Origin of the sequence: Virgibacillus dokdonensis (assembly GCF_900166595.1) — a bacterium.
Taxonomy (GTDB): Bacteria; Bacillota; Bacilli; order Bacillales; family Amphibacillaceae; genus Virgibacillus; species Virgibacillus dokdonensis.
Map to the genome: position 1 here is coordinate 2,709,459 of NZ_LT745763.1, position 25,595 is coordinate 2,735,053.

The 25,595-nt window shown below is 35.5% G+C and carries 26 protein-coding genes and 1 other RNA gene; 9 read left to right on the plus strand and 18 right to left on the minus strand.

Translation table 11 applies throughout. The annotated features are described in order from the left end of the window. Nucleotides 1-98: 98 nt before the first annotated feature. The 8 genes from B2C77_RS14330 to B2C77_RS14365 form a co-directional block, all read right to left on the minus strand. Nucleotides 99-728 (minus strand): response regulator, encoded by a 630-nt coding sequence (locus B2C77_RS14330; protein ID WP_077705123.1) that lies wholly within the window; start codon nt 726-728, stop codon nt 99-101. Further along, nucleotides 725-1,762, minus strand: coding sequence for a sensor histidine kinase (locus tag B2C77_RS14335; RefSeq protein WP_077705126.1), 1,038 nt, complete (start codon nt 1,760-1,762; stop codon nt 725-727). The genes B2C77_RS14330 and B2C77_RS14335 overlap by 4 nt, the downstream gene beginning before the upstream one ends. Beyond that, nucleotides 1,759-2,493: a cell wall-active antibiotics response protein LiaF gene (gene liaF / locus B2C77_RS14340; protein WP_077705129.1), complete on the minus strand. Its 735-nt coding sequence runs from the start codon at nt 2,491-2,493 to the stop codon at nt 1,759-1,761. Before liaF ends, B2C77_RS14335 begins: the two co-directional genes overlap by 4 nt. A 312-nt stretch (nt 2,494-2,805) precedes the next feature. Continuing rightward, nucleotides 2,806-3,438, minus strand: coding sequence for a PspA/IM30 family protein (locus B2C77_RS14345; RefSeq protein ID WP_077705132.1), 633 nt, complete (start codon nt 3,436-3,438; stop codon nt 2,806-2,808). A gap of 20 nt (nt 3,439-3,458) precedes the next feature. Then, entirely contained in the window at nt 3,459-3,812 is a 354-nt protein-coding gene (locus B2C77_RS14350) for a lmo0954 family membrane protein (protein WP_077705134.1), read from the minus strand. A gap of 194 nt (nt 3,813-4,006) precedes the next feature. Next, on the minus strand, nt 4,007-4,615 hold the full coding sequence (locus B2C77_RS14355) for a DedA family protein (protein WP_077705137.1): 609 nt from the start codon (nt 4,613-4,615) through the stop codon (nt 4,007-4,009). Nucleotides 4,616-4,626: 11 nt separating this feature from the next. Then, the gene (locus B2C77_RS14360; protein WP_077705139.1) at nt 4,627-4,977 is read right to left on the minus strand and encodes an LLM class flavin-dependent oxidoreductase; all 351 of its coding nucleotides are present in this window, start codon (nt 4,975-4,977) and stop codon (nt 4,627-4,629) included. A 52-nt stretch (nt 4,978-5,029) separates the two neighbouring features. Further along, complete coding sequence (locus B2C77_RS14365; protein ID WP_077705142.1) at nt 5,030-5,608, minus strand: DUF1836 domain-containing protein; 579 nt, start codon at nt 5,606-5,608, stop codon at nt 5,030-5,032. Between the two features lie 158 nt (nt 5,609-5,766). Between B2C77_RS14365 and trhA the strand changes: the two genes are divergently transcribed. Continuing rightward, the gene (gene trhA, locus B2C77_RS14370; RefSeq protein WP_077705145.1) at nt 5,767-6,414 is read left to right on the plus strand and encodes a PAQR family membrane homeostasis protein TrhA; all 648 of its coding nucleotides are present in this window, start codon (nt 5,767-5,769) and stop codon (nt 6,412-6,414) included. A gap of 175 nt (nt 6,415-6,589) precedes the next feature. On the opposite strand, the gene B2C77_RS14375 is transcribed toward trhA, so the two are convergent. From B2C77_RS14375 to B2C77_RS14385, 3 genes are all read right to left on the minus strand, one after another. Beyond that, nucleotides 6,590-7,027 carry a CBS domain-containing protein gene (locus tag B2C77_RS14375; RefSeq protein ID WP_077705148.1) on the minus strand — a complete coding sequence of 146 codons (438 nt, stop codon included), beginning with the start codon at nt 7,025-7,027 and terminating at the stop codon, nt 6,590-6,592. Nucleotides 7,028-7,295: 268 nt separating this feature from the next. Beyond that, the gene (locus tag B2C77_RS14380) at nt 7,296-7,610 is read right to left on the minus strand and encodes a YppG family protein (RefSeq protein ID WP_077705151.1); all 315 of its coding nucleotides are present in this window, start codon (nt 7,608-7,610) and stop codon (nt 7,296-7,298) included. A gap of 177 nt (nt 7,611-7,787) precedes the next feature. Then, on the minus strand, nt 7,788-8,957 hold the full coding sequence (locus tag B2C77_RS14385; protein WP_254844044.1) for a Ger(x)C family spore germination protein: 1,170 nt from the start codon (nt 8,955-8,957) through the stop codon (nt 7,788-7,790). A gap of 398 nt (nt 8,958-9,355) precedes the next feature. Between B2C77_RS14385 and B2C77_RS14390 the strand changes: the two genes are divergently transcribed. Then, a complete protein-coding gene (locus B2C77_RS14390; RefSeq protein WP_073007430.1) occupies nt 9,356-10,030 on the plus strand; it encodes a response regulator transcription factor in 675 nt (224 codons plus the stop codon). Between the two features lie 321 nt (nt 10,031-10,351). Here B2C77_RS14390 and B2C77_RS22125 read toward each other — a convergent pair whose 3' ends face one another. Together B2C77_RS22125 and B2C77_RS22130 are read right to left on the minus strand one after the other, a co-directional pair. Beyond that, the gene (locus B2C77_RS22125) at nt 10,352-10,813 is read right to left on the minus strand and encodes a transposase (RefSeq protein ID WP_077705160.1); all 462 of its coding nucleotides are present in this window, start codon (nt 10,811-10,813) and stop codon (nt 10,352-10,354) included. Beyond that, nucleotides 10,794-11,579, minus strand: a complete 786-nt coding sequence (locus B2C77_RS22130; RefSeq protein ID WP_077705162.1) for an IS4 family transposase — start codon at nt 11,577-11,579, stop codon at nt 10,794-10,796. Before B2C77_RS22130 ends, B2C77_RS22125 begins: the two co-directional genes overlap by 20 nt. Nucleotides 11,580-11,779: 200 nt before the next feature. Here B2C77_RS22130 and B2C77_RS14410 point away from each other — a divergent pair, with 200 nt between their 5' ends. The 5 genes from B2C77_RS14410 (at nt 11,780) to B2C77_RS14430 (ending at nt 16,876) form a co-directional block, all read left to right on the plus strand. Further along, on the plus strand, nt 11,780-12,592 hold the full coding sequence (locus B2C77_RS14410; RefSeq protein ID WP_141130734.1) for a sensor histidine kinase: 813 nt from the start codon (nt 11,780-11,782) through the stop codon (nt 12,590-12,592). Between the two features lie 128 nt (nt 12,593-12,720). Continuing rightward, a complete protein-coding gene (locus B2C77_RS14415; protein WP_077705168.1) occupies nt 12,721-13,491 on the plus strand; it encodes an ABC transporter ATP-binding protein in 771 nt (256 codons plus the stop codon). Next, entirely contained in the window at nt 13,478-14,812 is a 1,335-nt protein-coding gene (locus B2C77_RS14420) for an FtsX-like permease family protein (RefSeq protein WP_141130735.1), read from the plus strand. The genes B2C77_RS14415 and B2C77_RS14420 overlap by 14 nt, the downstream gene beginning before the upstream one ends. Before the next feature lie 132 nt (nt 14,813-14,944). Beyond that, on the plus strand, nt 14,945-16,060 hold the full coding sequence (locus B2C77_RS14425; protein WP_077702340.1) for an IS4 family transposase: 1,116 nt from the start codon (nt 14,945-14,947) through the stop codon (nt 16,058-16,060). Nucleotides 16,061-16,144: 84 nt separating this feature from the next. After that, complete coding sequence (locus B2C77_RS14430; protein WP_077705173.1) at nt 16,145-16,876, plus strand: ABC transporter permease; 732 nt, start codon at nt 16,145-16,147, stop codon at nt 16,874-16,876. 508 nt (nt 16,877-17,384) lie between these two features. On the opposite strand, the gene ssrA is transcribed toward B2C77_RS14430, so the two are convergent. The 5 genes from ssrA to secG form a co-directional block, all read right to left on the minus strand. Continuing rightward, nucleotides 17,385-17,748, minus strand: a transfer-messenger RNA (tmRNA) gene (gene ssrA / locus B2C77_RS14435). A gap of 107 nt (nt 17,749-17,855) precedes the next feature. After that, nucleotides 17,856-18,320 (minus strand): SsrA-binding protein SmpB, encoded by a 465-nt coding sequence (gene smpB / locus B2C77_RS14440; protein WP_077705176.1) that lies wholly within the window; start codon nt 18,318-18,320, stop codon nt 17,856-17,858. Nucleotides 18,321-18,597: 277 nt separating this feature from the next. Beyond that, nucleotides 18,598-20,766, minus strand: a complete 2,169-nt coding sequence (gene rnr, locus B2C77_RS14445; RefSeq protein ID WP_077705179.1) for a ribonuclease R — start codon at nt 20,764-20,766, stop codon at nt 18,598-18,600. Nucleotides 20,767-20,817: 51 nt separating this feature from the next. Further along, nucleotides 20,818-21,564, minus strand: a complete 747-nt coding sequence (locus B2C77_RS14450; RefSeq protein ID WP_077705182.1) for an alpha/beta hydrolase — start codon at nt 21,562-21,564, stop codon at nt 20,818-20,820. Between the two features lie 688 nt (nt 21,565-22,252). Next, nucleotides 22,253-22,486 (minus strand): preprotein translocase subunit SecG, encoded by a 234-nt coding sequence (gene secG, locus B2C77_RS14455; RefSeq protein WP_050352382.1) that lies wholly within the window; start codon nt 22,484-22,486, stop codon nt 22,253-22,255. A gap of 196 nt (nt 22,487-22,682) precedes the next feature. On the opposite strand from secG, the gene B2C77_RS14460 reads away from it, so the two are divergent. Next, nucleotides 22,683-23,597, plus strand: coding sequence for an alpha/beta fold hydrolase (locus B2C77_RS14460; protein ID WP_077705185.1), 915 nt, complete (start codon nt 22,683-22,685; stop codon nt 23,595-23,597). A gap of 242 nt (nt 23,598-23,839) precedes the next feature. After that, nucleotides 23,840-25,552: a phosphoenolpyruvate--protein phosphotransferase gene (gene ptsP, locus B2C77_RS14465; RefSeq protein ID WP_077706924.1), complete on the plus strand. Its 1,713-nt coding sequence runs from the start codon at nt 23,840-23,842 to the stop codon at nt 25,550-25,552. Nucleotides 25,553-25,595 lie beyond the last annotated feature (43 nt).

Sequence of the window (25,595 nt, forward strand, 5' to 3'; positions counted from 1 at the left end):
AAGCTAAACTTATCGCCAAGTTTCATGTCAAGGAGCAAATTATTTCAAAAAATATTACAGTACAAAAAAACGAGCTCTCCGACACTCGTTTTTTGTACTTATTCAACTAAATGATTTTTAAAAGCATATATAACAGCTTGCGTGCGATCTTGCACTTCTAACTTAGATAAAATATTACTTACATGTACTTTTACCGTTTTTAACGAAATAAACAATTGATCGGCAATTTCTTGATTTGTTTTTCCTTGAGCGACTAACAACAAAATTTCCCGTTCCCTTTCTGTTAAAGCTTCGTGCAAAGCGCGTTCTGGAGAACGCATACGATTCATAATTTTCCCTGTCACTTCTGGCTCCAACACAGTTTGTCCTTCAAAGGTTGCCCGAATTGCTTTAGCTATTTCTTCCGCTTTCGATGTTTTCAACATATAACTTGTTGCACCTGCTTCTAAAGCGGGGTACACTTTCTCATCATCTAAAAAGCTAGTCACAATAATTATTTTAGCTTCTGGCCATTGTTCAATAATGAGCCGTGTTGCCTCAATTCCGTCCATTTCTTTCATAACAAGATCCATTAAAATTATATCCGGCTTTAACGTTAACGCTAGTTCTACAGCTTCTCCTCCATCAGCTGCCTCTGCAACAACTTCTATATCTGGCTGGGCCGCTAAATAAGAAGTTACTCCAATACGTACCATTTCATGGTCATCAGCAAATAATACATGTATCACTCCATCTCTCCTCCTTCATTAAAATAAGGAACTTTTACTTCTAGGCGTGTGCCTTGATTAGGAAAACTAATTATTTTATAGCTGCCACCTATTTCATAAGCTCTTTCTCTCATATTTTGTAAACCATATGATCCAGTTTTTAATTTTTTCATATCAAATCCAACCCCATCATCCGTTGCTCGCAGAATAATATTTCCATCTCTTTCTACTAACATGACATGCAAAGAATTAGCTTTTGCATGGCGTAATGTATTTGATAAAGCTTCTTGGATAATCCGAAACAATTGGTCCTCTACACCTTTATCAACAGTAAAATCCTCAATATTCCAATCAATTTGCATTGGCACTTTTTGTGTGAGTTCAATTAACAACTCCTTCGTCCCTTCTTGTAAAGATTTCCCTTTCAAAGCTACAGGACGTAAATGTAAAAGAAGTGCTCGCATTTCTAACTGCGATTGTTGAATCATATTCTCTACCATCCGAAGTTGTTTTTTCATTGTTTCATCCTGAGGCGGATTTGTTTCTGTAATTGTCGACATCATCATTGAAGCCGCAAATAATTGCTGACTGACAGAGTCATGCAATTCGCGAGCTAATCTATTTCTCTCTTGAACAACAATTTCCTGTAAGCTTTGTTCTCGTTCTACAGCTCGTTCCGTTGCTAATCGTTGAGCATGCTCTGTTTGCATCCTAAATTTATGTTGAATTTGCTCAAGATGATGCTGCATTTGTTCCAAGCCTTTTGGTATTTCCAAATCAAAACTTAGTTTTTGTCCTTTAATAATTTCTTCCATTCTCTTTTCCACAAAGTGAACACGTTGTCTCCAATAGATACCTGCAACTATCCCAGTTATAATACCAACAGTGACAGGAATAACAAATAAAATAAATAAGAAGGAGATGTCTTCTATTTTTTTATTAACAATCGTACTCCAATCATCTACGAACGCAAAAAGTGTTACTCCTGTTACTAATATTGTTAAAATAATACTATATAAAACTGCAGTAGAGATATGCCGTAATAACAGGTTCATATTCGTTTCACCTCGACATCTCCAGAGAATATAGCTATAATTATTTTTACACGAGGGAACGACGTATCATAATTTTTCGTTTGATATAATAACGTTTGGTTCATCATACGGTCATGGTAATTTCCAAAAATGTGCGCACGTCCAATAACAGAGCTATGATGAATACTAACTTCTACGTCATACGGCACATGAATCTCGATATTCCCTACAAGATGGCGAATAGAGATGACTGCCGTATCATTTGGTAACACAGTATTGCTTAAATCTATAACTCGATCACCGAATGCTCCATGAATGTTAACATCTCTCCATTGATAAGCAACATCATCTGTTCTTTGGTCATCAAAAAAGCGGTGATCAAAAAAAGGGTGTTTACGAACAAGGTCTTCTTGTTCCACCTGCGCCGTTTCCGTATTTAAATAAGGTTTTACCCATTTCGCTACCTTTTTTGATTTCGAATATTGAATAACAAATATTGCTATTGTAGAAATAACAAAAAATCGAATCGCAAGCATATTTAAAATGGAAAAAATAATCCCTATTAAACCTGCCCAAAAAAATAATTTCCCCCAAAAACGTTTAAGATTTTTTCTTCCCACATAAATAAGCAAGGCAAAAAAAAGCGCAGGAATAATCATGCCGCCTTCAAAAAAAGTCATCTCTAATACAAAGAGAATGACACCAACAATCAGTATCCAATTCAATGTATCGGTTGATAGTCGATGAAACATGCTGCACCCCTCCTACAATTGCCAAGCTTTCCAAAAATTTGTTTTCAAGCAATAAAAAAGAAGTAAGGTTGGCCAACTTCTTCCATGCGTCTCCAAAAAACAAACCTCTTTCTCTATGCCTTGCCTGGTAACCAAAAGTGTAATCAGAAAAATCTGCATTTAGTGTACTTTTTTAAACAAGCTATTCCAGATGAAAAACAGGCGCTTTATCTTACGCCTGTATAGTATACCATGTTTTTCTATTACAAAGAAGAAATGTCAGGACGCTAGGCAATACTTAAAACACTGTGAAAAATTCTGCTAAACGTCCAATTATACTTCTTCTTTATCATTCATTTCTTTTTCTAGGTTAGCAATTTTTTGATCAAATGTGCTACGGTAATAAGCACTATTTACTTTATATTCTAACCCTTCAATATAACGTTCCATTTCAGCAAATTTTGAAAATGGTTTGTCCGCAGTTTCACCAATGACCCGATTCATTTGAGAATTTGCGCGTGCTATATTTTCCCGTCCCATTAATTCCATGCGCCGTAAATGCATATCCTTTAACTTATGCTTCATATTTTCGTACTTTTGTTCTAATGTATCAAGTTCAGCAACTGCCTCATCGCGCGAAGCTTTCATGCGCTCAGCTCTTGCTTGATATTCTTGATGTTCGCGAATCGCAAATTCGTACATTTCTGTTTCTCCGGCTCTTTCAGCAATATTAGCTTGCTTTAACCGTTTATCTGCTAAATCTTGCGCTAATTGATATTCCTTTAAAAACTCATCTTTTAGCTTGTACTGGCGTTCCAAAAGCTTCCGTACTTTTTCCTTTTCTTGCTCACTTTGCCTTAAATAATGATTTAAAGCTGCAATGGGGTTTTTTTGCTCCTTTTGATCCATCATATGGTGTAAATCGCTAACGACAGACTCCTTCATTCTTGTGAAAATGTTAGTCATTCATTATCTCTCCTTTTTGTTTACTTATTTAATTCTGCCCATTCACGTTCAAAATTTGTAAATGGATCGTCTTCTTTTATATGATGTACAACTGGATCATCGTCGTCTTTCTTCCAACTTTTATAAATCATGTAGAGTGCCACTATCGCAACAACGCCTATTAACGCAAACATATTTGAAATGGTAATACTCAAAACAATGAGCCCTACAATAACCCAGCCTACTTTTCCTGCAACAGAATCAGTTTTCATAAACTGCTTAAAAATAACATACAGTAACCAAATACCTAGCGCGAAGAATACCATTGGTCCTATGTTAGCAAGTAGGACCATGAAGGCTACTAACCCTGCTAGAAATAAAAGAAATTTTTTCACTGCAGCTCCTCCTTCCTTTAACTTACTTCTATCATACAAGCTAATGCTTTGTTTCGTAATGAACTATAGCCATATTTTCTTCTAGTACTTAAGGCGTACTAGGAGTCAATGAAATGAAGTAAGTTGTTAATAGATAATGTTCTGTTTTGTTCACTGCCTCAAATTGCGGTCACAACACAAACAAGACAGCAAGATTATTGCTGCCTTCTCCGTTTGATATATAAGTAAACGATAATACCGATCCCTACACCGATACAAATATAAATAACTGTAGAATACAATTCCATAAATGATAGTATGTCGGTCCATGATTCGCCGAGCTGAACACCGATCAAAATCAATAAAGTATTCCAAAACAATGTACCGGCAACTGTCAGGAATAAAAACATAACAAAATTCATGTTTGACATCCCTGCTGGAATAGATATTAAACTTCTAACCAAAGGGACCATTCGGCAAATAAATACTGTCCAATAGCCGTACTTATCAAACCAAGCATCTGCTCTTTGAATATCTTGTTTTTTTAATCTTAGCATAGGACCATATCTGTGAATGATTTTTTCTAATTGTTTAACATCAAGCAAAAGACCAATTCCAAATAAAATAACTGCCCCAAGAACTGATCCAACTGTTGCTGCAACGATAACACCTACGACAGATAAATTAGTCGTTGTTGTTAGAAATCCTCCAAATGGTAAAACAATTTCTGAAGGTATAGGAGGAAATATGTTTTCTAAAGCCATCATGAAAAACACACCAATATAACCTAACTCTTCCATTACTGAAGTGACCCAATGTTGCATCTAAATCTCTCCTAGTTTGCTTCCGCTGAACCACCAGGGGCTGTACCAATATCTACGTCTATTCTTTTCGGATATAATGTTGCTAATATATTATATCTTTCACTAATATTAAACGGCTGATAGTGCGGTAATAAAACGGCTCCAGCTCCAATCTTAATATGTTCTGTCCTACTCCCAATTAAACCGAGAAGGATGTCTGGAGCTGGGCAAGCGAATCTTTTCATGTCGTGATGTTCAGCCAACCAATAACGTGAGAAACCAAGCTTGTCCGCTAATTCTGATAATTCAAGCGTAGCTGTTATAGCCTCTTTTGGTGTAGCCCCATTTAATACAGGCACTTGATCTAAAATACTAAGTTTCAATCATCTCCCCCTCCTTATTTTCATTTTTCTTATGGCGAACGAAACTGAAACATTATGTATCCATTTTATTAGCAATGCGATCAACCATCTTTTCTGCTGCTCGTCGATAATAATTACTCATATTAGCAAGAGAAGTAACTAATAGAAGCTCCTGTAAATAATCAGCATTCTGACTAGGTAAAGACTTACTATGCTCTTCCACATCATGAATTAATTGTTCGGTTTCTGATTTCATTTGTTGCATACTATCTTCAGCAAGCTGTACATAACTTTCATATAAATTTGCTAAGATAAAATTTTCTTCTGTAATCATTTTGTTCAGTTGATGCAATGTTGTTTTGACGTCACTAATAGATAGAGCACCTTTTAGCTGGTAAATCATTGCAATTAGCATTAAATGATCCTTAGAGTACTTCTTATTTTCAATCGGATAAAACAGTTTCCCTTTGGCATAGTTATTAATCATCGTTTTCGTTAAAACTTTTTCTTGTTCATCTCGCTTTAACACGTCAAACTTATTTTCAAATAATTGAATAACTTGATCCATATATAAATCTAAATTTGGAATATCATCCAATGATAATTGGCTATTTAATTGAATTTGTTTAAAAAAATCATGCAAATTTTCCATTCAATACCCTCTTTTGTACGTTCAATGTAAATTGATTTATTTCCAACCTATTATACGAAATTAAAAATAAGAAGTAAACCTTGACTACATCTTAAAATGCATATATCATTGTTATATAGTTTTTGAAACTACATATTAAACTAAAGGTGTTGATTAAAATGGGTGTATATATTCGAGAACCGATTAATGGACTAACACATTTATTCGGTGCAATATTGTCGTTTATCGGTCTTTGGGCATTAATTTTTAAAGCAAATGAAACAATTGGTTCCCCACTTGCTATTACAGCAGTTGTAATTTTCGGCTTAAGTATGACATTATTGTATTCCGCATCAGCAACATACCATATGGTTATTGCAAAAAAACAGGTCATTGCTTTTCTCCGACGTATAGACCATTCCATGATTTATATATTAATAGCTGGAACGTATACACCATTGTGTCTCATCAGTTTAAAAGGCACGTTAGGGTGGACGCTTTTTATTATTATTACAACTTTAGCAGTTTTAGGTGTAGTATTTAAATTAGTATGGTTCCATTGCCCAAGGTGGCTATCTACTTTACTCTATATAGGAATGGGCTGGATTGTAGTATTTTTCAGTTCAAATTTAGCACCTATCATAAATAAAGGTGGAATGGTATTTCTAGTCTTGGGAGGAGTCATCTATACCGTTGGTGGTATCATTTACGCATTAAAGCCAAAAGCACTAAATTTTAAGCATATGGGCTTTCATGAAATTTTCCACCTGTTTATTCTAGCAGGTAGTTTATTCCATTTCATTACTGTATATGTTTATGTCTTATAAAACGTAGCTTCAACCAATTTGGAGTGTTGATATCCCCAATTATACTATTAGAAAAACTGGACTTATCACCAAGTATTATGATAAAAGCCTTCGTTTTCTTTATAAACCAAAAAACCTTATACTTTCCTATAGTGCGAAAAAGTACGCCGCTGACCAGGATCAGCAGCGTACTTTTTTATTGCTGTGGACTCGAAGGATTCGAAATACTGGACAAAGCTTCTCCTGCCTCATTCTGTAGCTGATGATCTACAGCTAAATCCCCTAAAGCAACCATGCCAATAATTTTGCCCTTTTCCACAACGGGTAAACGTCTAATTTGTTGTTGCGCCATTAGCTCCGCTGCTTCATGAATATCCATTTCAGGAGTGCCATGAACGATTTTTTGTGCTGTCATCACTTGAGAAACTGGGGTTTGTGCTGCTTCCCCTTGCGCTGTAGACCGTAATGTAATATCGCGATCTGTCAACATACCTGCCAAATTTCCTTGTGTATCTACAACAGGTATGGCGCCAATATTATGTTCACTCATTAATGCTGCAGCTTCTTGAATAGTTTGCGAATCGTTTACTGTGTACACATTTTGTGTCATATAGCTACGAATTTGATGATTCATAAAATAACCTCCCTTTATGCTTAGGATGGCTAAAATGTTTTTGCTTATTCGGCTTATTTTTTTAGAAAAACTTGGCTTGTCGCCAAGTCTTATGGAGGAAACTGTAGTTTTTCTTATACTATAAGCCTTAAAACTTTATACTTGTATAAAAGACTCCACTTATCTCCACGTTTTTTTCTAAGCTGATAAACTTTCATGTTTTTACTTTCCTTTAGCAGAAAAAACCTCTCCCGTCTATTTTTAAAGAGGGAGAGATTATTTATAAGAACTACTTTTTAAAAAAAGAAGATAGAAGTGGGCTTACTTGGCCATATAATTTGTTTACCTGTGACGCTACTTCTGTCACTTTGTTAAAATCAACTTGCCCTTCCTGATCACGAAAGTTAGTTAATAGTTGCATCACACCAGAAGATGTTTGGTCCTGTTTGCGTGGCTGAGTAGGCTTTCCAATCCAATTAGGTGCATGTCTAGGTCGATCTTGTCGTAGCTGTTTTCTTCGCCTTTCAGGAAACAATGTCATCACCTCTTTCAAGGATGTTTCTATATAGTCTATGTGTGGCTTAATATGAATGAGAATGGACATTTGTATTATTTTTACACTATAGGTAAGTATAAGATTTTTTGGTTTATAAAGAAAACGAAGACTTTCGCCATAAGACTTAGCAACAAACTAAGTTTTTCTAAGGAAAAAGTCAAGCTAAAAACTTCGAAGTATGAAAGAAACTTTTTTTATTTGTGCATTGCTGTTGTATGGATACATTTATTTAAAGTTATCCGAAGCTCCTGTTTTACTAAAATTTACATCTACCGTTACATGAATATCTGCTTTGGAGAAATAGTTTTCTCCTTGATCCCAATTGTCTTTTACTTTTTGCCATAGGTCATAGTGACGTTGAAAAAGTGTATCACCTATTTGGATAACATCTACTTGTAAATCATCCTGTACTACTTTTATCGTTTTTTCTGTAATTTCTTTCACCTTTTTTTCAGTTTCTTTTTCCAATTTTTTAAAAAATGAAGCTTTAAGCACTTTAGATTCTCCAAGCATTTCTGTTATACTCCCCTCTATATTCAAGGAAATCTCAAAAGCTAGATTATCTTTATCATCACTTAAAACATCGTATGTGTGATTTATATCTACTAATTCAATCACAACGTCTTCGTCATCGACATTAACCATAACCGGACTTGTTTGATCATGCTCTGTTAAAAATGCTAATCCCCTCGTCTCTTCTCCTGATAAAGAAGCAACCATTCTATTTTCAGGAGCTTGAAAAACAGCGGCGTTTTTATATTTTAACGTTTGGTTATCTCCCACTTGAATTTCAGGAATGGTGTAACTCCGCTTCGTTAACATCCGTCCCTGCAATTGGCCAACTTGAAGAGGCTCTAAGGAACTTGCTGTTTTATAGCTATTCTCCAATAATGAATCAATATAAAGTGCAGGAACTTTTTCTCCAGGTGGGAGTACATCTAGAATTTCTTTTGCTTCCGTTCCTTCTTTGGCAATTAATACGGTCATTCCTCTTCGCATTTCATGGTCACGTATATACACATCCATGACCTTGGAAAATAATTGGGGTTTTTTCGCAACTTGATCCGATACAACAACAACTTTCATATGTTGAAAAAAAAGCCGCTCATTCGCAGAAGTAGCCATTTCTCTAATAATTTCAAAAATACTACTTCCTGTTATTGTTATATTATGATAAGCCTCTTGTTGCCTACCTCCACCTTGCAATGGTGTTCCCAAGCCACCGGGAAGTACAATTTGATTTGTAAGCTTTATCTTAAAAGAATTATCGTTACCATTTTCTTCCTCAAGATCAATCGCTGAACCCACAACGAACCCCTGATCTTCAATCTCCGTTCGGTCCCAACACCCCGTTAAAAGCAGGAATACAATCATACAAAGGACAAAAATGGGCATTTTTTTCACATTGCATCCATCCTTTAGTTTCTCTTTCCATTCTTTTTCCCTACTTTTTACGTTTTATACGGAAGCAAAAATGCGAATGCATTGGATAATAGCTATAATTAAAAAAGGAAAGCTTGCATAAATATAAAATGACATTTTTAAAATGTTAAATATCGTTAATCCATCTGTAATCCATTTTAATTTTAACTAAAAATCCATCTAACAAAGAATACAGTCTAAAACTGCAGTAGGCTGACTAATGAATAAGATACAAAATTTAAGATATGGAATTCAAGGTAAAACATATATAAAACATCATGCATTATTGGAGTTACTTTTAAAATTTTTTCATACATGCTATATTTTTATATAGTTTACTTATACAAAACAAAGATGAGCGTGATGAGAAAATGAATCGTTTCAAAATTTTAATCATAGAAGACGAACCGATAATTCGAGACGAGTTAAGAGATCATTTACAGAATGCAGGATATAAGACGGATGTAGTAACTGAGTTTCAAGATATTTTGTCTTATGTTCGAAAATCAAGCCCTGATCTTATTCTTCTAGACATTAATTTACCTTATATTGATGGTTACACACTTAGTCGTGAGATTCGCAAAGAATCAAATGTCCCGATTATCATCGTGACAAGTAGGGATAATGAAATGGATGAGTTATTGAGCATAAACCTTGGAGCTGATGATTTTATAACGAAACCTTATAACTTACAAATATTAACTGCAAGAATAGAAGCTTTATTCAAAAGGACATACGTTAATCAATCTAATAATGTACTTTCTTGTGGAGAGTTAATATTAGATATAGCAAAAGGTGCTGTTTATTACCATGATAAGCAACAAATACTTACTAAAAATGAGTTGAAAATTCTTCACTATTTAATGCAGCATAGAGGAACAATCATTTCAAGAGAAACAATGATGGAATATCTCTGGTCTTCCGATCTATTCGTTGATGATAACACGCTTTCTGTTAACATGACACGTTTGCGCAGAAAACTAGAGAAATTGGGTATAACTAATCCTATTGAAACTCGTAGAGGACTAGGGTACGTGATGTCATGAATATCTTAAGTTTTTCCCATGAAAAATTACCATTTTTATTGATAAATGTTGTATTGTTTGGTTTGTTTAGTATCATTCTTTGGAAGATCCATATATCTTTTGAAATGATTTTAATAGTTGGATTAGCTTGGTTCGCCCCTTTAATTATTGCCTATCTTTTCACTAGCGTTGCATAAAAAGTAATGCTTCAAGTCAAGCGTTAATTTTCCATTTGAGACATATGTAACAGAGTTTTCTGATATATGTTATTTGTACACAATGAAAAAAAGACAACAGGCATGAGAGGTAGCCCTTCATCCATTTTTTGAATAGTATATACTTTTAAACGAATGGATCGTATGTTAAATCATCTAAGTGTAACACGTCTCCTGTCTCATATTGTGCTAGGGTCTCTGCAAAAATTCGCTCATTGTCCCACCTTCGTCGTCCACTGGACTCTCGCTCTGGTTCTTTACGCACTTTCAAAATAAAGGTTGCCATGGATTGATCGTAACCATCCTTTATCCAACGCAACATTTCCAGCAAGGTTCCTTTGAAACCTATTTTATTTTTCATTAGGATGATCAGGCAAAAGGTAATCATTGCAAGATAGACTTGATTATAAACGGCATTTTCACTCTTACCATATAATGTTGTAATGACCAAGTGTTGCTTGATCCATTTGAAAAACAACTCTATTTTCCAGCGGTTTCGGTAGATATCGCTGATTTCTTGCGCACTGCGCTTGGCGTCGTTACACACAATCCGAATAGGCTTGCCATTACTATCTGTTGTCTCTATCAATTGTAATGGATGTTTTGTTTCCGATTGTCACCATGGCATGGCGTGTGATGGGAGAAGATGGATCCACGAGTAACTCTTCCACGACGTGTACCACTGTATTGGCTTTGATACGCGTTGCAAATTTTATTCCTTTTTCTGAATAGGCATCGAACTTCGCAAAGTTGAAGTACCCGCGATCGAATACATGAAGCACATCTAACTGATAAACAATTAATTCATCCAGCTGTGTCTCATCCGCTGGTCGGGCTGGCGTTAGAATCATCTTATCTAGCGAGAGCGTATCATTGCACAACCTAATTGAAGTGTGCATTTTAATCCCGGCTTTTGTTTCTCGAAAATCAGCCCATTCATAGCCACTAAGACACATGGAAATAGTCGATGAATCAATCAAATGCAGCTGAAGCAATGCCTTTCCTGCTTTCACAGGTCCTAGTGTATACTGTACCTTTTGAATGAGATGACGAAGAATAGCTTCTGGTATTTCATGTGGGATTTGTCTATTCTTACGCGAGAGTTGTGACTTACTGATACTGTCTATACCTACTAATCGCTGCACCGTTTTTTTGCGTGAAACAGACTGACTGATTACTGCAAGATTTTCTGATTTTTTAAGTTGTGCGTAAATAAATAAGCGAATATAGGCAATGGTATCTAGCTTTTTCACATACTTGTCTACCCCTTCCATATCAATCATTTTTTGAATAACTTTTGTATCTAATGGATGAATGTATTCCTTGAATACCATTTTTATGGTATGATTGTCCATGAGAGACTCCTTATAATTTGGGATTTGGACAGGACTACCATACCCTAATTATAAGGTTTTTTTATGCGTTTTTGTATTGATAATTCCTATTATTCTTAGTATTGACACAAGTTGTTTTTTCTTGACTACTTTATAAAAAGTTTATGCAACGCTAGTGCTATCTTTTAGAGTATGGAAAAAAGCGAAGATATTATCAACATTTGATTGATTATCAGGAGTCGCTTGATAAAAAATATTTACTTCCAGAAATATTGGAACGACCCACTTTTTTAGAAGGAGCAATTGTACAGGATGCTATAGAAATCGCCTATAAGCAGATGCATGAACATATCAATATATACAAACGGGAGCAAAAAGATTATCAAGAATATATTGAAACATGGGTTCATGAAATTAAAACGCCTCTCTCCTCAGCAAAATTAATTTTGAACAACCGTGATATAGATTATGGAGTATTACAAGAATTAGACAGGACAGAACAATTCATAGAGCAAGTACTTTATTTCGCAAGAAGTAACAATGTCTCAGAGGATTATCTTATTAGCAAATTCTCACTTAGAGAAGTTGTTACTAGAGTAGCAAAAAAAAATGCCAAAGATTTCATTTACAAAAAGATCAAATTAGATCTTGGGGAACTCAATGAAATGGTCTATAGTGATAAGAAGTGGGTGGAATTTATTTTAAATCAGATTGTAGTCAATGCTATCCAATACAGTAAAAAGGCTAGTAGCGAAATACAAATAACTTCAACTCCTTATGATAACAAGGTCGTGTTACAAATTAAAGATAATGGAATTGGAATTAAAAAGAAAGATCTACCAAGAGTTTTTGACAAAGGTTTTACAGGAGAAACTGGTAGGACATATAGTAAGTCAACTGGAATAGGGTTATATTTATGCAAACGGTTGGCTGATAAGCTAAATCTAGGAATAAGTATAGAATCAAAACAAAATATTCATACAACTGTTTTTCTTGTTTTCCCAAAGAATAAATCACTTTTAATGGAACCGTAATAGTACGGTTCCATTTTTAAATGGTTAAACTTACAAAAACGTAACTTTCATAACACTTAATGCAATATGAAATAATAACATCAAGGGTTATACTGAAACTAATTCATTAAACATGGAGGAGAAAATATATGCAAAAAAATATACTACAGGTCGACCATATAGAAAAATATTTTGGAAATAAGGGAAATATAACAAAGGCCCTTAATGACATTTCCTTTAAGGTAGATAAGGGAGAATTCGTGGGAATAATGGGACCATCCGGAAGTGGTAAAACAACGTTACTTAACTGCATCTCAACTATTGATACAGTTACAACTGGTCATATTACCATCAACGGAAAAGATATTACTACCTTAAAGAGGAAGAACCTGGAAAAATTCCGTCGTGATGAACTAGGATTTATTTTTCAAGATTTTAATCTATTGGATACACTTACTGCTTACGAAAACATTGCCCTAGCATTATCTATACAAGGAGAAAAGCCATCTAAAATTCAATCTAATTTACAAGAGATTGCAGAAAAATTGGAAATAAGTTCTGTCTTAGATAAATTTCCTTATGAAATGTCAGGTGGGCAAGAACAACGTGTTGCCTCTGCTCGTGCTATTGTTGCCAATCCTTCCCTAGTATTAGCAGATGAGCCCACAGGGGCACTTGACTCCAAGTCTTCTAGATTATTATTAGAATCATTTGAAAAACTGAACCAAGAACTTTCAACTACAATTTTAATGGTTACGCATGATGCTTTTACTGCTAGTTACTCTAATCGAATTCTGTTTATCAAAGACGGAAAAATTTTCAATGAACTTATAAAGGGAAATGATTCAAGAAAAGCATTCTTTAATCGTATCATGGAAGTCATAACCCTTCTAGGAGGCGATGCAGATGATGTATTCTAAATTATCCTTACGAAACGTTAAACGGAGCTTTAAAGACTATGCTATTTACTTTTTAACCATTACATTCGCTGTTAGCCTTTTTTATAGTTTTAATTCTTTGACCGCACAACAGGCAATGCTAAAACTGTCCAATAGTCAAGAAGACATGGTACAAGATTTAATATATACCATTGGAATTATTTCTATTTTCATTTCCACCGTACTAGCGTTTCTAATTATTTTTGCGAACAGTTTTTTAGTCAAACGTCGTAAAAAAGAATTAGGAATGTATATGACGCTTGGGATGAGTAAGTTCAACATTTCCAAAATCCTTGTAATGGAAACCTTCTTTATTGGGCTTGTTTCTTTACTAGTTGGTCTAGGCTTAGGAACCATTTTATCACAAGGTTTGTCCTTATTAACCGCTGCACTTTTTCAAGTAGACATACAAGAGTATACTTTTGTATTTTCTACAACGGCAATGTTAAAAACTATTCTGTATTTTGGGATTATCTTCCTAATAGTTATGCTTTTCAATGTAATCATGATAAATCGTTACAAGCTGATCGATCTTTTTATAGCAAATAAAAAAAATCAGCAAGTAAAACTGAAGCGAACATCCACTGCTATAGGTGTTTTTGTATTATCTTTACTTTTGATTGGAAGTGCATACTTCCTTATGTTGAAATATGGTTTATTTAAGAGCATGAATTTACTCTGGACCAGTGTTGGTCTAGGATCAATCGGTACATTTCTTTTCTTCTTTTCATTATCAGGATTCTTGCTGAATATAGCGAAAAAAAACGAGAAATTATATTACAAGAACATCAATATATTTCTATTAAGACAAATAAATAGTAAAGTGAACTCTACGTTCATTTCAATGACCATTATTTGTTTAATGTTATTCTTTACAATAGGAGTACTCTCGACAGGATTTAGTTTGAAAAATAGTTTGGAAAAAGATCTAACAGTAACTACTCCTTACGATTCCACGCTCTCTTTCTTTAAATATGAAGAAAGTGATGAAAATCTTGAAAAGAAACTTGAGGAATTAAATGTTAAACAATATGGGGACAACATTACATTTAAAGAATACTATTCAGATGAATCAATTTCCTCGTATTTAAAAGGCTATACAGACAAACAAGCAGAGTCTGTTTTAGAAGGCAATGCATCTACTCCGTTAACATTAATAAAACGCTCTTCTTATGAAGGCTTAGCCCGATTACAAGGGAAAGACCCTGTAAATTTGCAACAAAACGAAGTACTCATTCTAACCAACCAAAAAGATATGAAAAAAACGATGAAGCGATTTGTAGATAACAATAAAAGTCACTAGCGTTGCATTAATTAAATCTGATGATTAAAAATACTAAAAATGTTCAAAAATTAGTGTTCATACAACAAAAAAATCCTTTACAATGGAAGTACAGGTGGTTCCTGTCCAAATCCAAAAGTAAAGGATAACTGCATGGACAAGAATACACTAAAATCATCATTTGGTAAATGGGTTTCACCTATAAATACGAAAAAACTATATGAACAAGTAGAAGAAAATAAACAAGATTACTACACAAAAAAACTGACAACGGAAGCGTATATAAAGTTGCTGTTGCTTGCTCAATTACAAGGATTTGAGAGCTTGGAAGAGATGAGCGATGCACTAATAGATGGTGAACTTCAGAAAGTATTGGGGTTTGAATCGATTAGCCCATCGCAACTTTCAAGGAAGAACAATGAAATGAATCCAGCCATCCTTTCCCATTTATTCTTTGATCTTGCATACAAAATCAAAGGTCTCCAATTTAAAAATGGGAAATACATGCCATTAAAAATCATTGATTCTAGCACGCTTCCATTAAACTTAACGAATCATAAGTGGGCGAAATTCCGTAAAACAAAAGCAGGAGTTAAGCTACATTTACGACTTGTATTTATGGATAAGGGCACCGTCTATCCTGAAAAAACTGTGATTACAACAGCCAAAGAACATGACAGAAATCAACTGGAAGTTCTCGTAGATGACAAAGAAGCCATGTATGTGTTTGACCGTGGATATGTTGACTATGAACGATTTGACCGAATGACGGATGAAGGCTACTTTTTCGTGTCCAGACTAAAGAAAAACGCCGTCATTCGTGAAGTAGAATCATTTTCTGTACCTAAAGATGCTACAGCTTTATCCGACAAGATGGTTTACATCGGTTCGACGCAAAATCGCACAGAGAATGTATTCCGTCTACTTGAAGTAGTGGATACAAAGGGGAACATTTTGCGATTAATTACTAACCGTTTCGATCTAAATTCCGAAGAGATTAGTGAAATTTACCGTCAACGGTGGGCCATAGAGCTATTTTTCAAATGGCTCAAACAGCATGTAGAGATCAAACACTTTTATGGTATGAGCGAAACTGCCATTCAAAATCAAATCTTCCTTGCGCTCATTGCTTACTGTTTACATGTACTTATCCAGTTAGAGATGAGGAGTAAGAAGTCCTTACTCCGAATTAGCCGCTGGTTAAATAAAGTGCTGTGGAAACCTGCGTACATCTGGATCCGCAGATTTGACGATAGATCTATTCCGTAAATACATACACTGTCGTTGTTGCTAATAGTTTAATTGTATAATTTTTCCAAATGGACAGCCCACCTTTGCTTAGGTAATGTCTTATTGGCAAAAAATCTTGTGCAAATGATTACTGAATTTTCAAACCAATTTTATGCAACGCTAGTGAATAAAAGTATTAAAATAAATCATAAAGAATATCCACTATCAGGATTTCAATTCATGTCTGTTAGAACAGATACGTCAGCTAGAGACACTATGATTGTAGTATTACCAGATCAAGCAGTATCAGAAATGGAACCATCTAGAATTTCGCTAAATATACAGTATGAGGGAGAAGCAAACAAAGCAGACCAAGAACTGTATAACTTAATCGAAACGTATAACAAAAACGCTGATAAAAACACGTATTTATTGGGAATGACTAAAACTTTAGCATATGAAGATGCTACAGGTACCTCTACGATGATAGTGTATATAGGAATATACTTAGGAATTATATTTCTAATTTCTAGTGCTGCAATCTTAGCATTACAACAGCTTTCCGAGGCTAGCGATAATAAGGCACGATATGACCTGCTAAAAAAGATAGGCGTAACACAAAAGGAAGTAAATCAATCCATTTTCAAACAAATATTCATTTATTTCATGATGCCACTTTCTCTAGCTATCATTCACTCAATTTTTGGTATAAAGGTAGTGAATAGAGCCATTGTGTCTGCTGGAGAATCAAATGTATTCTTCCCTTCCCTTCTTACTGCTGGAGTTATTATAGTAGTGTATGGAGGATACTTTTTAGCAACATATTCTGGGTATAAATCAATTCTAAAGAAATAAATTTGTACTTTTTAAGCTGAAATTTATATGCTGTTGTGCTTTAAATGGGATTAGGGTTATTAGTTTAAATTTCCGAGAACTCATCAATGATTAAACCAATCACATACCAGCTAAATTCAGTTTTAATTGTTGTAGATAATTAGCGGAGTCTTCTTTTATATCCCATACTTCTACTTGGTTAGCTTTTATCCCCAATAAATTCTATGATAAGATAATATTGCACTCTTTCCCTCTCCTTTACCTTTTTTTGTCAGCAACTCAAGGTTATCAAAAGAGAGAGGAATGAGTGTATTTTTTGCTTCTTTCTGCGCAATTGGCACAATAAGGAGTGCCACCACATTCCTAGAGCCCTATATATAGCCTTTTGTACCCAAGTACAGAAAAAGAAGCCGTACTCCAAATGGAAGACGGCTTCGAACCAGCTAAAATATTTAAATTTAAATAAAAGTGTTACCACGAGTCTTACCACGCTGTTTTTAACACTATCACACCAATACTTGTATGTATTTGGTGGAGACGGTGGGAATCGAACCCACGTCCAGAGATATCGCCACTCAGGTTTCTACACGCTTAGTCGATATATTATCATTCGCTTACTCTACAGCCTACCGACAGGCTTTCGAGCAGCTAGTCTGGTTCATTTCAACGATCATCCTCAGACGGTGAATGATAGTATAGCCCGCTTCATTTGAGACCCTTCAAATCTGCCACACGGGCGATAGCAGGAAGGATCGCTTAGCAGTGCTTAGGCAGCTGCTAAAGCAGTGTTATTGTTTGTTTTGCCAGTTATTATTAGGCATAACGTTTTACGAGTCGTAACCTCGACGTGCAACCTGAGCTCAATCTATCCCTGTCGAATCCGTAACGTCCCCATAAAAAGGATACGCTATGGAAGATTGGGCAACTATTCTTTTTTTGTCCACTAGTTATTATAACATTTGTAGAAAAAAAGTCAACTACCACGAGTCTTATCTATTTATTAGCGCATATGGTCTTTGATAGCTCGATCAACGTCTCGTTTCATTTGCTTTCTTTTCAAATCTTCACGCTTGTCGTATTTCTTTTTACCTTTTCCTAGCCCTAACAGTACCTTTGCATAACCATTTTTAATGTAAATTTTCAATGGCACAAGTGCATACCCTTGCTGTTGGGTTAAGCCAATTAATTTATCAATTTCTTTACGGTGTAAAAGCAGTTTTCTTGTACGAGTTGGATCGTGATTAAATCGATTTCCCTGTGCATATTCTGCAATATGCAAATTAATTAATTTTACTTCACCACGATCAATCCGCGCATGCGCATCCTTAATATTTACCCTTCCGGCACGAATCGACTTAATCTCTGTGCCTTGCAGAACAATCCCTGCTTCATACGTATCTTCTATAAAATAGTCATGAGATGCTCTTTTATTTGTTGCAATTACTTTTCCTTGTCCTTTTGGCATCGGTACTTCCTCCTACTTCTTACATGCACCTTATTCTACCAAATTACGAGCCATATTCCAATAAATACATGTATATTATTCTGATGAATTATATATTTATATCAACCATACAAACAAAATCTAAAAGCTAAACGATGTAAAATGCTTAGAAAGACTTGGCTTATCTTCAAGTCTTTCTGACGTAAGCTGTAGTTTTTCTTAGACTATAAGCCTTAAAACTCTATACTATCCCCTCGTAACACAAAACCGCCATCCATAATAGGAAAGCGGCTGTAGATTATTTCTTTATTCGTTTCGCTTTGATTTTTTTCTTTGGTTTCGTTTCTTCATCGTATACAATGGAAAAATCAACCGTGCGTTCATCAATGTTAACACTTGCTACTTTTACTTGTACTTCTTCGCCAATGCGGTACACTTTAGCTGTTCTTTCTCCGATCATTGCTTGACTCCGCTGATCATAGTGATAATAATCATCCGTTAAATAGCTAACATGTACCAAGCCTTCTACTGTATTCTCTAATTCCACAAATAAGCCAAAATTCGTAATAGAACTAATTACCCCAGTATATTCTTCACCAATTTTATCCTGCATAAATTCTGCCTTTTTCAAGTCATCTGTTTCTCGTTCAGCGTCGACCGCTCGGCGTTCAGCAGCAGAAGTTTGTCTGGCTATTTCTGGAAGTTGGCCTTTCCACTTCTGCAATGTTCGCTGATCCATCTTTTTATCAATTAAATAGGTACGAATCAAGCGGTGTACAATTAAATCTGGATAACGACGAATTGGAGAAGTAAAATGTGTATAAAAAGATGTCGCTAAACCGAAATGTCCAATACTTTGGGGGTCATATTTTGCTTGTTGCATCGACCGAAGCATTAATTTTGAAACGATCATTTCTTCAGGCTTTCCTTTTACCTCTTCCAACACCTTTTGAAGTGCTTGTGGATGAATTTCATTATTCGTACCTTTGACCACGTAACCCAGACCCGCTAAAAATTCAAAAAACGTTTGTAATTTATCAGGATCTGGATCTTGGTGAATACGATGAATAAACGGCACGTCCATCCAATGGAAATGCTCTGCTACCGTTTCATTTGCCGCTAACATAAATTCTTCTATCAGTCGCTCTGCAACGGAACGCTCTCGTAACACAACATCCTGTGGCTTTCCATTTTCATCTACTACTACTTTCGCTTCTTTGAAGTCAAAATCAATCGCACCTCGATTCATTCGCTTCCTTCGTAAAATAGCAGCTAATGCTTCCATATTTTCAAACATAGGAACAAGCTCTTGATAGCGTTCTTGTAAAGAACTATCTTTTTCTACCAAAATTTGATTCACATCATGATAGGTCATCCGCTCATTTGTTCGAATAACGCTTGGGAAAATTTCATGTTTTACAACGTTGCCAGAAGTATCTATTTCCATTTCGCAACCCAATGTCAATCTATCCACTTTAGGATTCAATGAGCAAATTCCGTTAGACAAACGATGTGGAATCATCGGAATGACGCGATCAACTAAGTAAACACTAGTACCTCTTTCAAAGGCTTCTTCATCCATAGGACTCCCTTGATCAATATAATGGCTCACATCAGCAATATATACTCCGAGAAGGTAGTTACCATTGTCTAATTGCTTTACAGAGACAGCATCATCTAAATCTTTTGCATCTGCACCGTCAATGGTTACAATTGTTTCCTCCCGAAGATCCCTGCGCCCTTCCATTTCTTCTTCAGTAATGGCTTCAGGTGTATTCGCTGCTTGCTCTAACACTTTTTCAGGAAAATCTACTTTAATGCCATGCTTATGAATAATGGACATAATATCAATGCCAGGGTCATTTTTATGTCCTAAAATATGAATAATTTCCCCTTCCGCACTTTTCCTTCCTTCTGGATATTTCGTAATATGCGCAATTACCTTATGTCCGCTAACAGCGCCATTCGTACTATCCTTAGGGATAAAAATATCATTAGGAATACGCTTATCATCTGCAATAACAAAACCAAACGAACGATTATTTTCAAATGTACCGACAACTTGTAATGTCGCTCTTTCTAAGATCCGAATGACAGTTCCTTCCGAGCGATTTCCAGAATCACTTCTTTTCTCAATGCGGACAAGCACTTTATCTCCGTTCATAGCCGAGCCAAGATCAGAATAATGAATATAAACATCATCGCGTGATTCGTCATCTGGGATTAAAAAAGCAAACCCTTTGGCATGCATTTGAATTCTACCACGGACAAGGTTCATCTTTTCTGGTAATCCAAATCTGTTTTTTCTTGTTCGTACGAGCTCCCCAGATTCCTCTAAAGCATTTAATGATTTGATGAGCTCTTTAAATTCTGTTGCATCTTCAATCTCTAGCGCTTCTTCTATTTCATGGACTGTTAAAGGCTTTGTACCATTTTCTTTAAAATATTGTTGAATTTTTTCTTTCATTGTTTCTTCACCCTCTTTCTATTTATTATTCTCATTTGACTGTTATTATAATCATTGTTCCCATTTTAATGTTTCGAGAAACTGATAAATATCCTCAAAAACTTGCTCTTTTTCTTTTCCCATTGTAATAACGTGTCCTGACTCTTCATACCATTTGATCGTTTTATGCTCTGCTTCTACATTTTCATAAATATAGTTTGCACTGTCCGTATTTATCATTTGATCCTTTCTAGCTTGAACGACCATTGTTGGCGTATAAATCGTATCTACTTCATTTTTCACTTCAGTAATGAATGCACCTAATTGTTTAAATAGCGGTTTAGAATTTGTTAATAACGTATCTAATTCTTGTTCTATCACATGATCATCTTTACGTTCCAGCTGTTTATATTCTTTGGCAAATAGTCGAAATCCTTTTGTTAATTGCGTTTCATTATCAAAAAACATAGGTGAACACATTGGAATAACAGCCTTTGTTTGTTCTGTGTATGCTAATTTCAAGCCTAGTACCCCACCTAATGATAAGCCAGAAACAGCAATTTCTCTATACCCCAAATCTTTTAAATGCTGGTATGCTTCTAACACATCCTCCCACCACTCGCCTGGTGTCGATTGAATTAAGTCTTCAGGCGGTAACCCATGCCCTCTGTAGATGGGTGCATGACTAGTATACCCGCGTTTTTCTAAATATCGCCCTAACATACGGACGTCTGCAGAATGTCCAGTAAATCCATGTAATAATAATACGGCACGTGGTCCTGCTTCAAAAGTAAAGGGTTGAGGTTGTTTTATTTTCATGATTGATAACTCCTTTTCCTGCTTTAATACAATTACCTATTTTCGTTTATTGTAAACTCCTTATTGAAACAAGTTACTCCTTTTTAGTAACCTTGCAGTTTTAATATACTATTTCATCAACGAATACGGCATAATTTATTTTAATCGAATTAGAACCCTTTTAACAAAACTTCTGTTTTTTATTAAAAAGCTTGACTATCTTTAAAGTCCTTATGGCGATAGGATATCGTCGTTTTTCTTAAGATAAGAAACAACCATGGCTTGCCAAGACCGCGAGCCGCCATCTTTCATGAAAAAACTTTTGCTTTATAATGTTTAGATGCTTAAAATACTGTCAAATAAATGAGTTAGATAAGTGTAAATAGAGTTGTTTTTTCATACAAACGTATTAAATGAGGTGCTTTGGATAACGAAATATCCAGATAGCCAAGTCTGGCTCCATCTCCCAGCAACGAGGCGACTTTACTCCATTGCACTAAGCTAAGTCATCATCGGTTCGACGTTAAGAGGAAAGCCGACTAAAAACAGGTGTCCCTCGCCTTTGTTCTACTATAGATCCTAAAACGTTTAATACTTTCCTGTAGTGCAATGAAAAGAACGAACTTCTCAACATGAGCCATAGACTTTCTAATAATAGAATAAAACCCTTACCTGCCAATTTAGAAGCGGTAAGGGTCTAAAATATCATTTATTGTAATACATAGGCACTTAAAAATGCTAATACAAAGAAAATGACCGCTGTGACAATTGTTCCTCGATGTAATACAAGATCAATTCCCCTTGCTTTCTGCTTACCAAACAACTGCTCAGCACCTCCAGAAATAGCACCTGATAAACCTTCACTTTTTCCAGATTGTAGTAGAACTAATATAATCATTATAATTCCATCAATAACTAACAATACATTAACTATTCCAAGCATAACCTCAATATACCTCCTGTAACAGATAAGCAACCACATCGTACACTTTTCCCGAATTTACAAGTATGCTTTGGGAGCATACTTAGACTTACGTATAACTTTAGCATAGTTATAGGAAATATAGCAAGCCTTTTTAAGTAGACGAAGAAGAAATTTACAATTATGATAGAAAATAAGAAATGGAGGCTGATGTCATATGAAACAGCAAACTTTTTGGTACCAAACCGATGATCATACAGACGTATTTATTAAAAAATGGGAACCCGCTTTTCCTGCAAAAGGGGTTATTCAAATTGCTCATGGCATGATGGAGCATATAGAAAGGTATCATGATTTTGCTACTTATTTAACGTCTCAAGGGTTTATCGTTTATGGAAATGATCATAGAGGGCACGGAAAAACTGGTGAAAAACAAGGTATGCTTGGTTATTTCGCTGAAACAGATGGCTTTTACAAAGCGGTTCATGATCTGCGCCAAGTATCGGAACTTATTCAGACTTCTCACCCATCTTTACCTGTATTCTTATTCGGACATAGCATGGGGTCTTTTTTTGTCCGCTCTTATATCCAATCTTACAGTAATTCCATTTCTGGAGTTATTCTTTCTGGAACTGGATATTATCCTACAACTCAATTAATAGCAGGGCAACGTTTAGCATCTCTCCTTCCGCCGAAAGAAAAAGCGGTTTGGATGAATAAGCTTGTTTTTGGTTCATTTAATAAAAAAGTAGATTACGCTCCTACTGGATTTGAATGGTTAACGCGATCAACAGAAGCAATTGATAAGTATATGAAAGATCCGTACACTGGATTTATTCCAACCGGACAATTTTTTTACGATTTATTTACCGGTTTGCGAAGTATTCATAACTCGAACAATTATCTACAAATACGGTGCGATCTTCCAGTACTATTGATTAGCGGGGATCATGATCCAGTTGGAAATTACGCAAAAGGCGTTTGGAAGACAGCTGAATTTTATACCAATTGCGGTTTAACTCAGATTGTGACAATGCTATTTGCTAACGGTAGACACGAGCTGATTCATGAATGGAACAAACAGGAAGTATATGAAGTGATTATGCAGTGGACGAAGAAAGCGATTGCTTAAAACGCTATTTATAAAAGTTTTGCTCATAAACACTTTTATAGCTCTATTTACACGCCTGTACATTGTCATGAACCTTAAATATACTGGATAAAAATACATGGAGTGGAAATAATACACATAATTCACTGCTTTTTGCGCTTGTTTTCGACAAAGTTTTTAAAATCTCTTTTAATTGCTTGTACGTTCCTACACAAGCAGTTAAAATAGATATGATTGATACAAAGAAAGGTTGGAAAATGATTATGGCTAACATTCAAGGAATTGCTGCATCTTCAGGTATCGCTATTGCCAAAGCATACCTATTAGAAACTCCAGACTTATCATTTGAAAAAATCACGACAGCTACCCCTCAAGTGGAAATAGAACGACTTGATAAAGCACTTGAAATTTCCAAGCAAGAATTAGAGCAAATTAAAGCTCATACGAAAGAAAATATTGGTGATGAGCATGCGGAAATTTTTTCTGCTCATTTGTTAGTACTTAGTGACCCTGAATTGATTAATCCTATGAAGAATAAAATGAATGAAGAAAATGTAAACGCAGAAGCTGCGCTAGATGAAGTTGCTACCATGTTTATCGACATGTTCAAAAATATGGACAATGATTATATGCGAGAAAGAGCAGCAGATATATACGATGTAACAAAGCGTGTTAAAGCCCATCTATTAGGGGTTACTTTCCCAGACCCTGCATTGATTGATGAAGAAGTAATTGTAATTGCAAAAGACTTAACACCATCCGATACTGCGCAATTAAACAGAGATTTCGTTAAAGGCTTTGCGACAGATATTGGTGGCCGTACATCCCACTCAGCTATTATGGCAAGATCGCTTGAGATCCCAGCAGTTGTTGGTACAAAAGAAGTGACGAGCACCATCCAAAAAGATGATTTAATCATCGTTGATGGTAATGAAGGGGTTGTAATTGTTAACCCAACGGAAGAAATAGTCGCAACTTATGAGAAAAAACAAGAAGAATTTGCCAAGCAAAAACAAGAGTGGGCAAAACTAAAAAACGAACCTACATTAGCTGCAGATGGCGAACAAGTAGAACTAGCAGCAAATATTGGTACACCAGATGACGTACTAGGCGTTTTAGACAATGGTGGGGAAGGTGTCGGCTTATACCGTACAGAGTTTTTATATATGGGGAAGAGTCAGCTCCCAACAGAAGAAGAACAGTTCACGGCATATAAATCCGTGCTTGAGCAAATGGATGGAAAACCTGTTGTTGTTCGTACTTTAGATATTGGTGGGGACAAAGAGTTAAACTACTTAGATCTCCCTAAAGAATTAAATCCATTTCTAGGTTTCCGTGCCATTCGTTTTTGCCTAGATAATGAGCATGTATTCCGTCCACAATTACGTGCATTACTACGGGCTAGCGTTTATGGAAATCTAAAAATTATGTTCCCAATGATCGCTACGTTGGAAGAGTTTCGCCAAGCAAAAGCCATTCTAATGGATGAAAAAGAGGCTCTTTTAAAAGAAGGAAAAGAAGTATCCGATCATATTGAAATAGGGATCATGGTAGAAATCCCTTCAACTGCCGTTATTGCAAAACAATTTGCAAAAGAGGTAGACTTCTTCAGTATCGGTACAAACGACCTTATCCAATATACGATGGCCGCAGACCGAATGAACGAACAAGTTTCCTACTTGTACCAACCATACCACCCAGCCATTTTAAATTTGGTAAACAATGTTATTGAAGCTGCTCACAGTGAAGATAAATGGGTAGGCATGTGTGGGGAAATGGCAGGAGATGCTATTGCGATTCCTATTTTACTCGGTCTTGGTTTAGATGAATTCAGTATGAGCGCTACATCTATTTTACCTGCACGTACACAAATACGTGACCTAGATAAAGGAAAGTTAGCATCCTATAAGGACGAACTTCTTTCTATGAGCACCGCTGAAGAAGTGGTCCAATTTATTAAAGAAAAAACAGAATAAGTTAGATAAAACCGCAGAACGCTTTCGTTTTGCGGTTTTATAC

Coding starts and splice junctions, on each gene's coding strand:
- B2C77_RS14335 (WP_077705126.1), bottom strand. CDS start 1,762: ATGAACCTGTTATTACGGCATATCTCTACTGCAGTTTTATATAGTATT.
- liaF (WP_077705129.1), bottom strand. CDS start 2,493: ATGTTTCATCGACTATCAACCGATACATTGAATTGGATACTGATTGTT.
- B2C77_RS14345 (WP_077705132.1), bottom strand. CDS start 3,438: ATGACTAACATTTTCACAAGAATGAAGGAGTCTGTCGTTAGCGATTTA.
- B2C77_RS14355 (WP_077705137.1), bottom strand. CDS start 4,615: ATGCAACATTGGGTCACTTCAGTAATGGAAGAGTTAGGTTATATTGGT.
- B2C77_RS14365 (WP_077705142.1), bottom strand. CDS start 5,608: ATGGAAAATTTGCATGATTTTTTTAAACAAATTCAATTAAATAGCCAA.
- trhA (WP_077705145.1), top strand. CDS start 5,767: ATGGGTGTATATATTCGAGAACCGATTAATGGACTAACACATTTATTC.
- B2C77_RS14375 (WP_077705148.1), bottom strand. CDS start 7,027: ATGAATCATCAAATTCGTAGCTATATGACACAAAATGTGTACACAGTA.
- B2C77_RS14380 (WP_077705151.1), bottom strand. CDS start 7,610: ATGTCCATTCTCATTCATATTAAGCCACACATAGACTATATAGAAACA.
- B2C77_RS14385 (WP_254844044.1), bottom strand. CDS start 8,957: ATGCCCATTTTTGTCCTTTGTATGATTGTATTCCTGCTTTTAACGGGG.
- B2C77_RS14390 (WP_073007430.1), top strand. CDS start 9,356: ATGAATCGTTTCAAAATTTTAATCATAGAAGACGAACCGATAATTCGA.
- B2C77_RS22130 (WP_077705162.1), bottom strand. CDS start 11,579: ATGGACAATCATACCATAAAAATGGTATTCAAGGAATACATTCATCCA.
- B2C77_RS14415 (WP_077705168.1), top strand. CDS start 12,721: ATGCAAAAAAATATACTACAGGTCGACCATATAGAAAAATATTTTGGA.
- B2C77_RS14420 (WP_141130735.1), top strand. CDS start 13,478: ATGATGTATTCTAAATTATCCTTACGAAACGTTAAACGGAGCTTTAAA.
- B2C77_RS14425 (WP_077702340.1), top strand. CDS start 14,945: ATGGACAAGAATACACTAAAATCATCATTTGGTAAATGGGTTTCACCT.
- smpB (WP_077705176.1), bottom strand. CDS start 18,320: ATGCCAAAAGGACAAGGAAAAGTAATTGCAACAAATAAAAGAGCATCT.
- rnr (WP_077705179.1), bottom strand. CDS start 20,766: ATGAAAGAAAAAATTCAACAATATTTTAAAGAAAATGGTACAAAGCCT.
- B2C77_RS14450 (WP_077705182.1), bottom strand. CDS start 21,564: ATGAAAATAAAACAACCTCAACCCTTTACTTTTGAAGCAGGACCACGT.
- secG (WP_050352382.1), bottom strand. CDS start 22,486: ATGCTTGGAATAGTTAATGTATTGTTAGTTATTGATGGAATTATAATG.
- B2C77_RS14460 (WP_077705185.1), top strand. CDS start 22,683: ATGAAACAGCAAACTTTTTGGTACCAAACCGATGATCATACAGACGTA.
- ptsP (WP_077706924.1), top strand. CDS start 23,840: ATGGCTAACATTCAAGGAATTGCTGCATCTTCAGGTATCGCTATTGCC.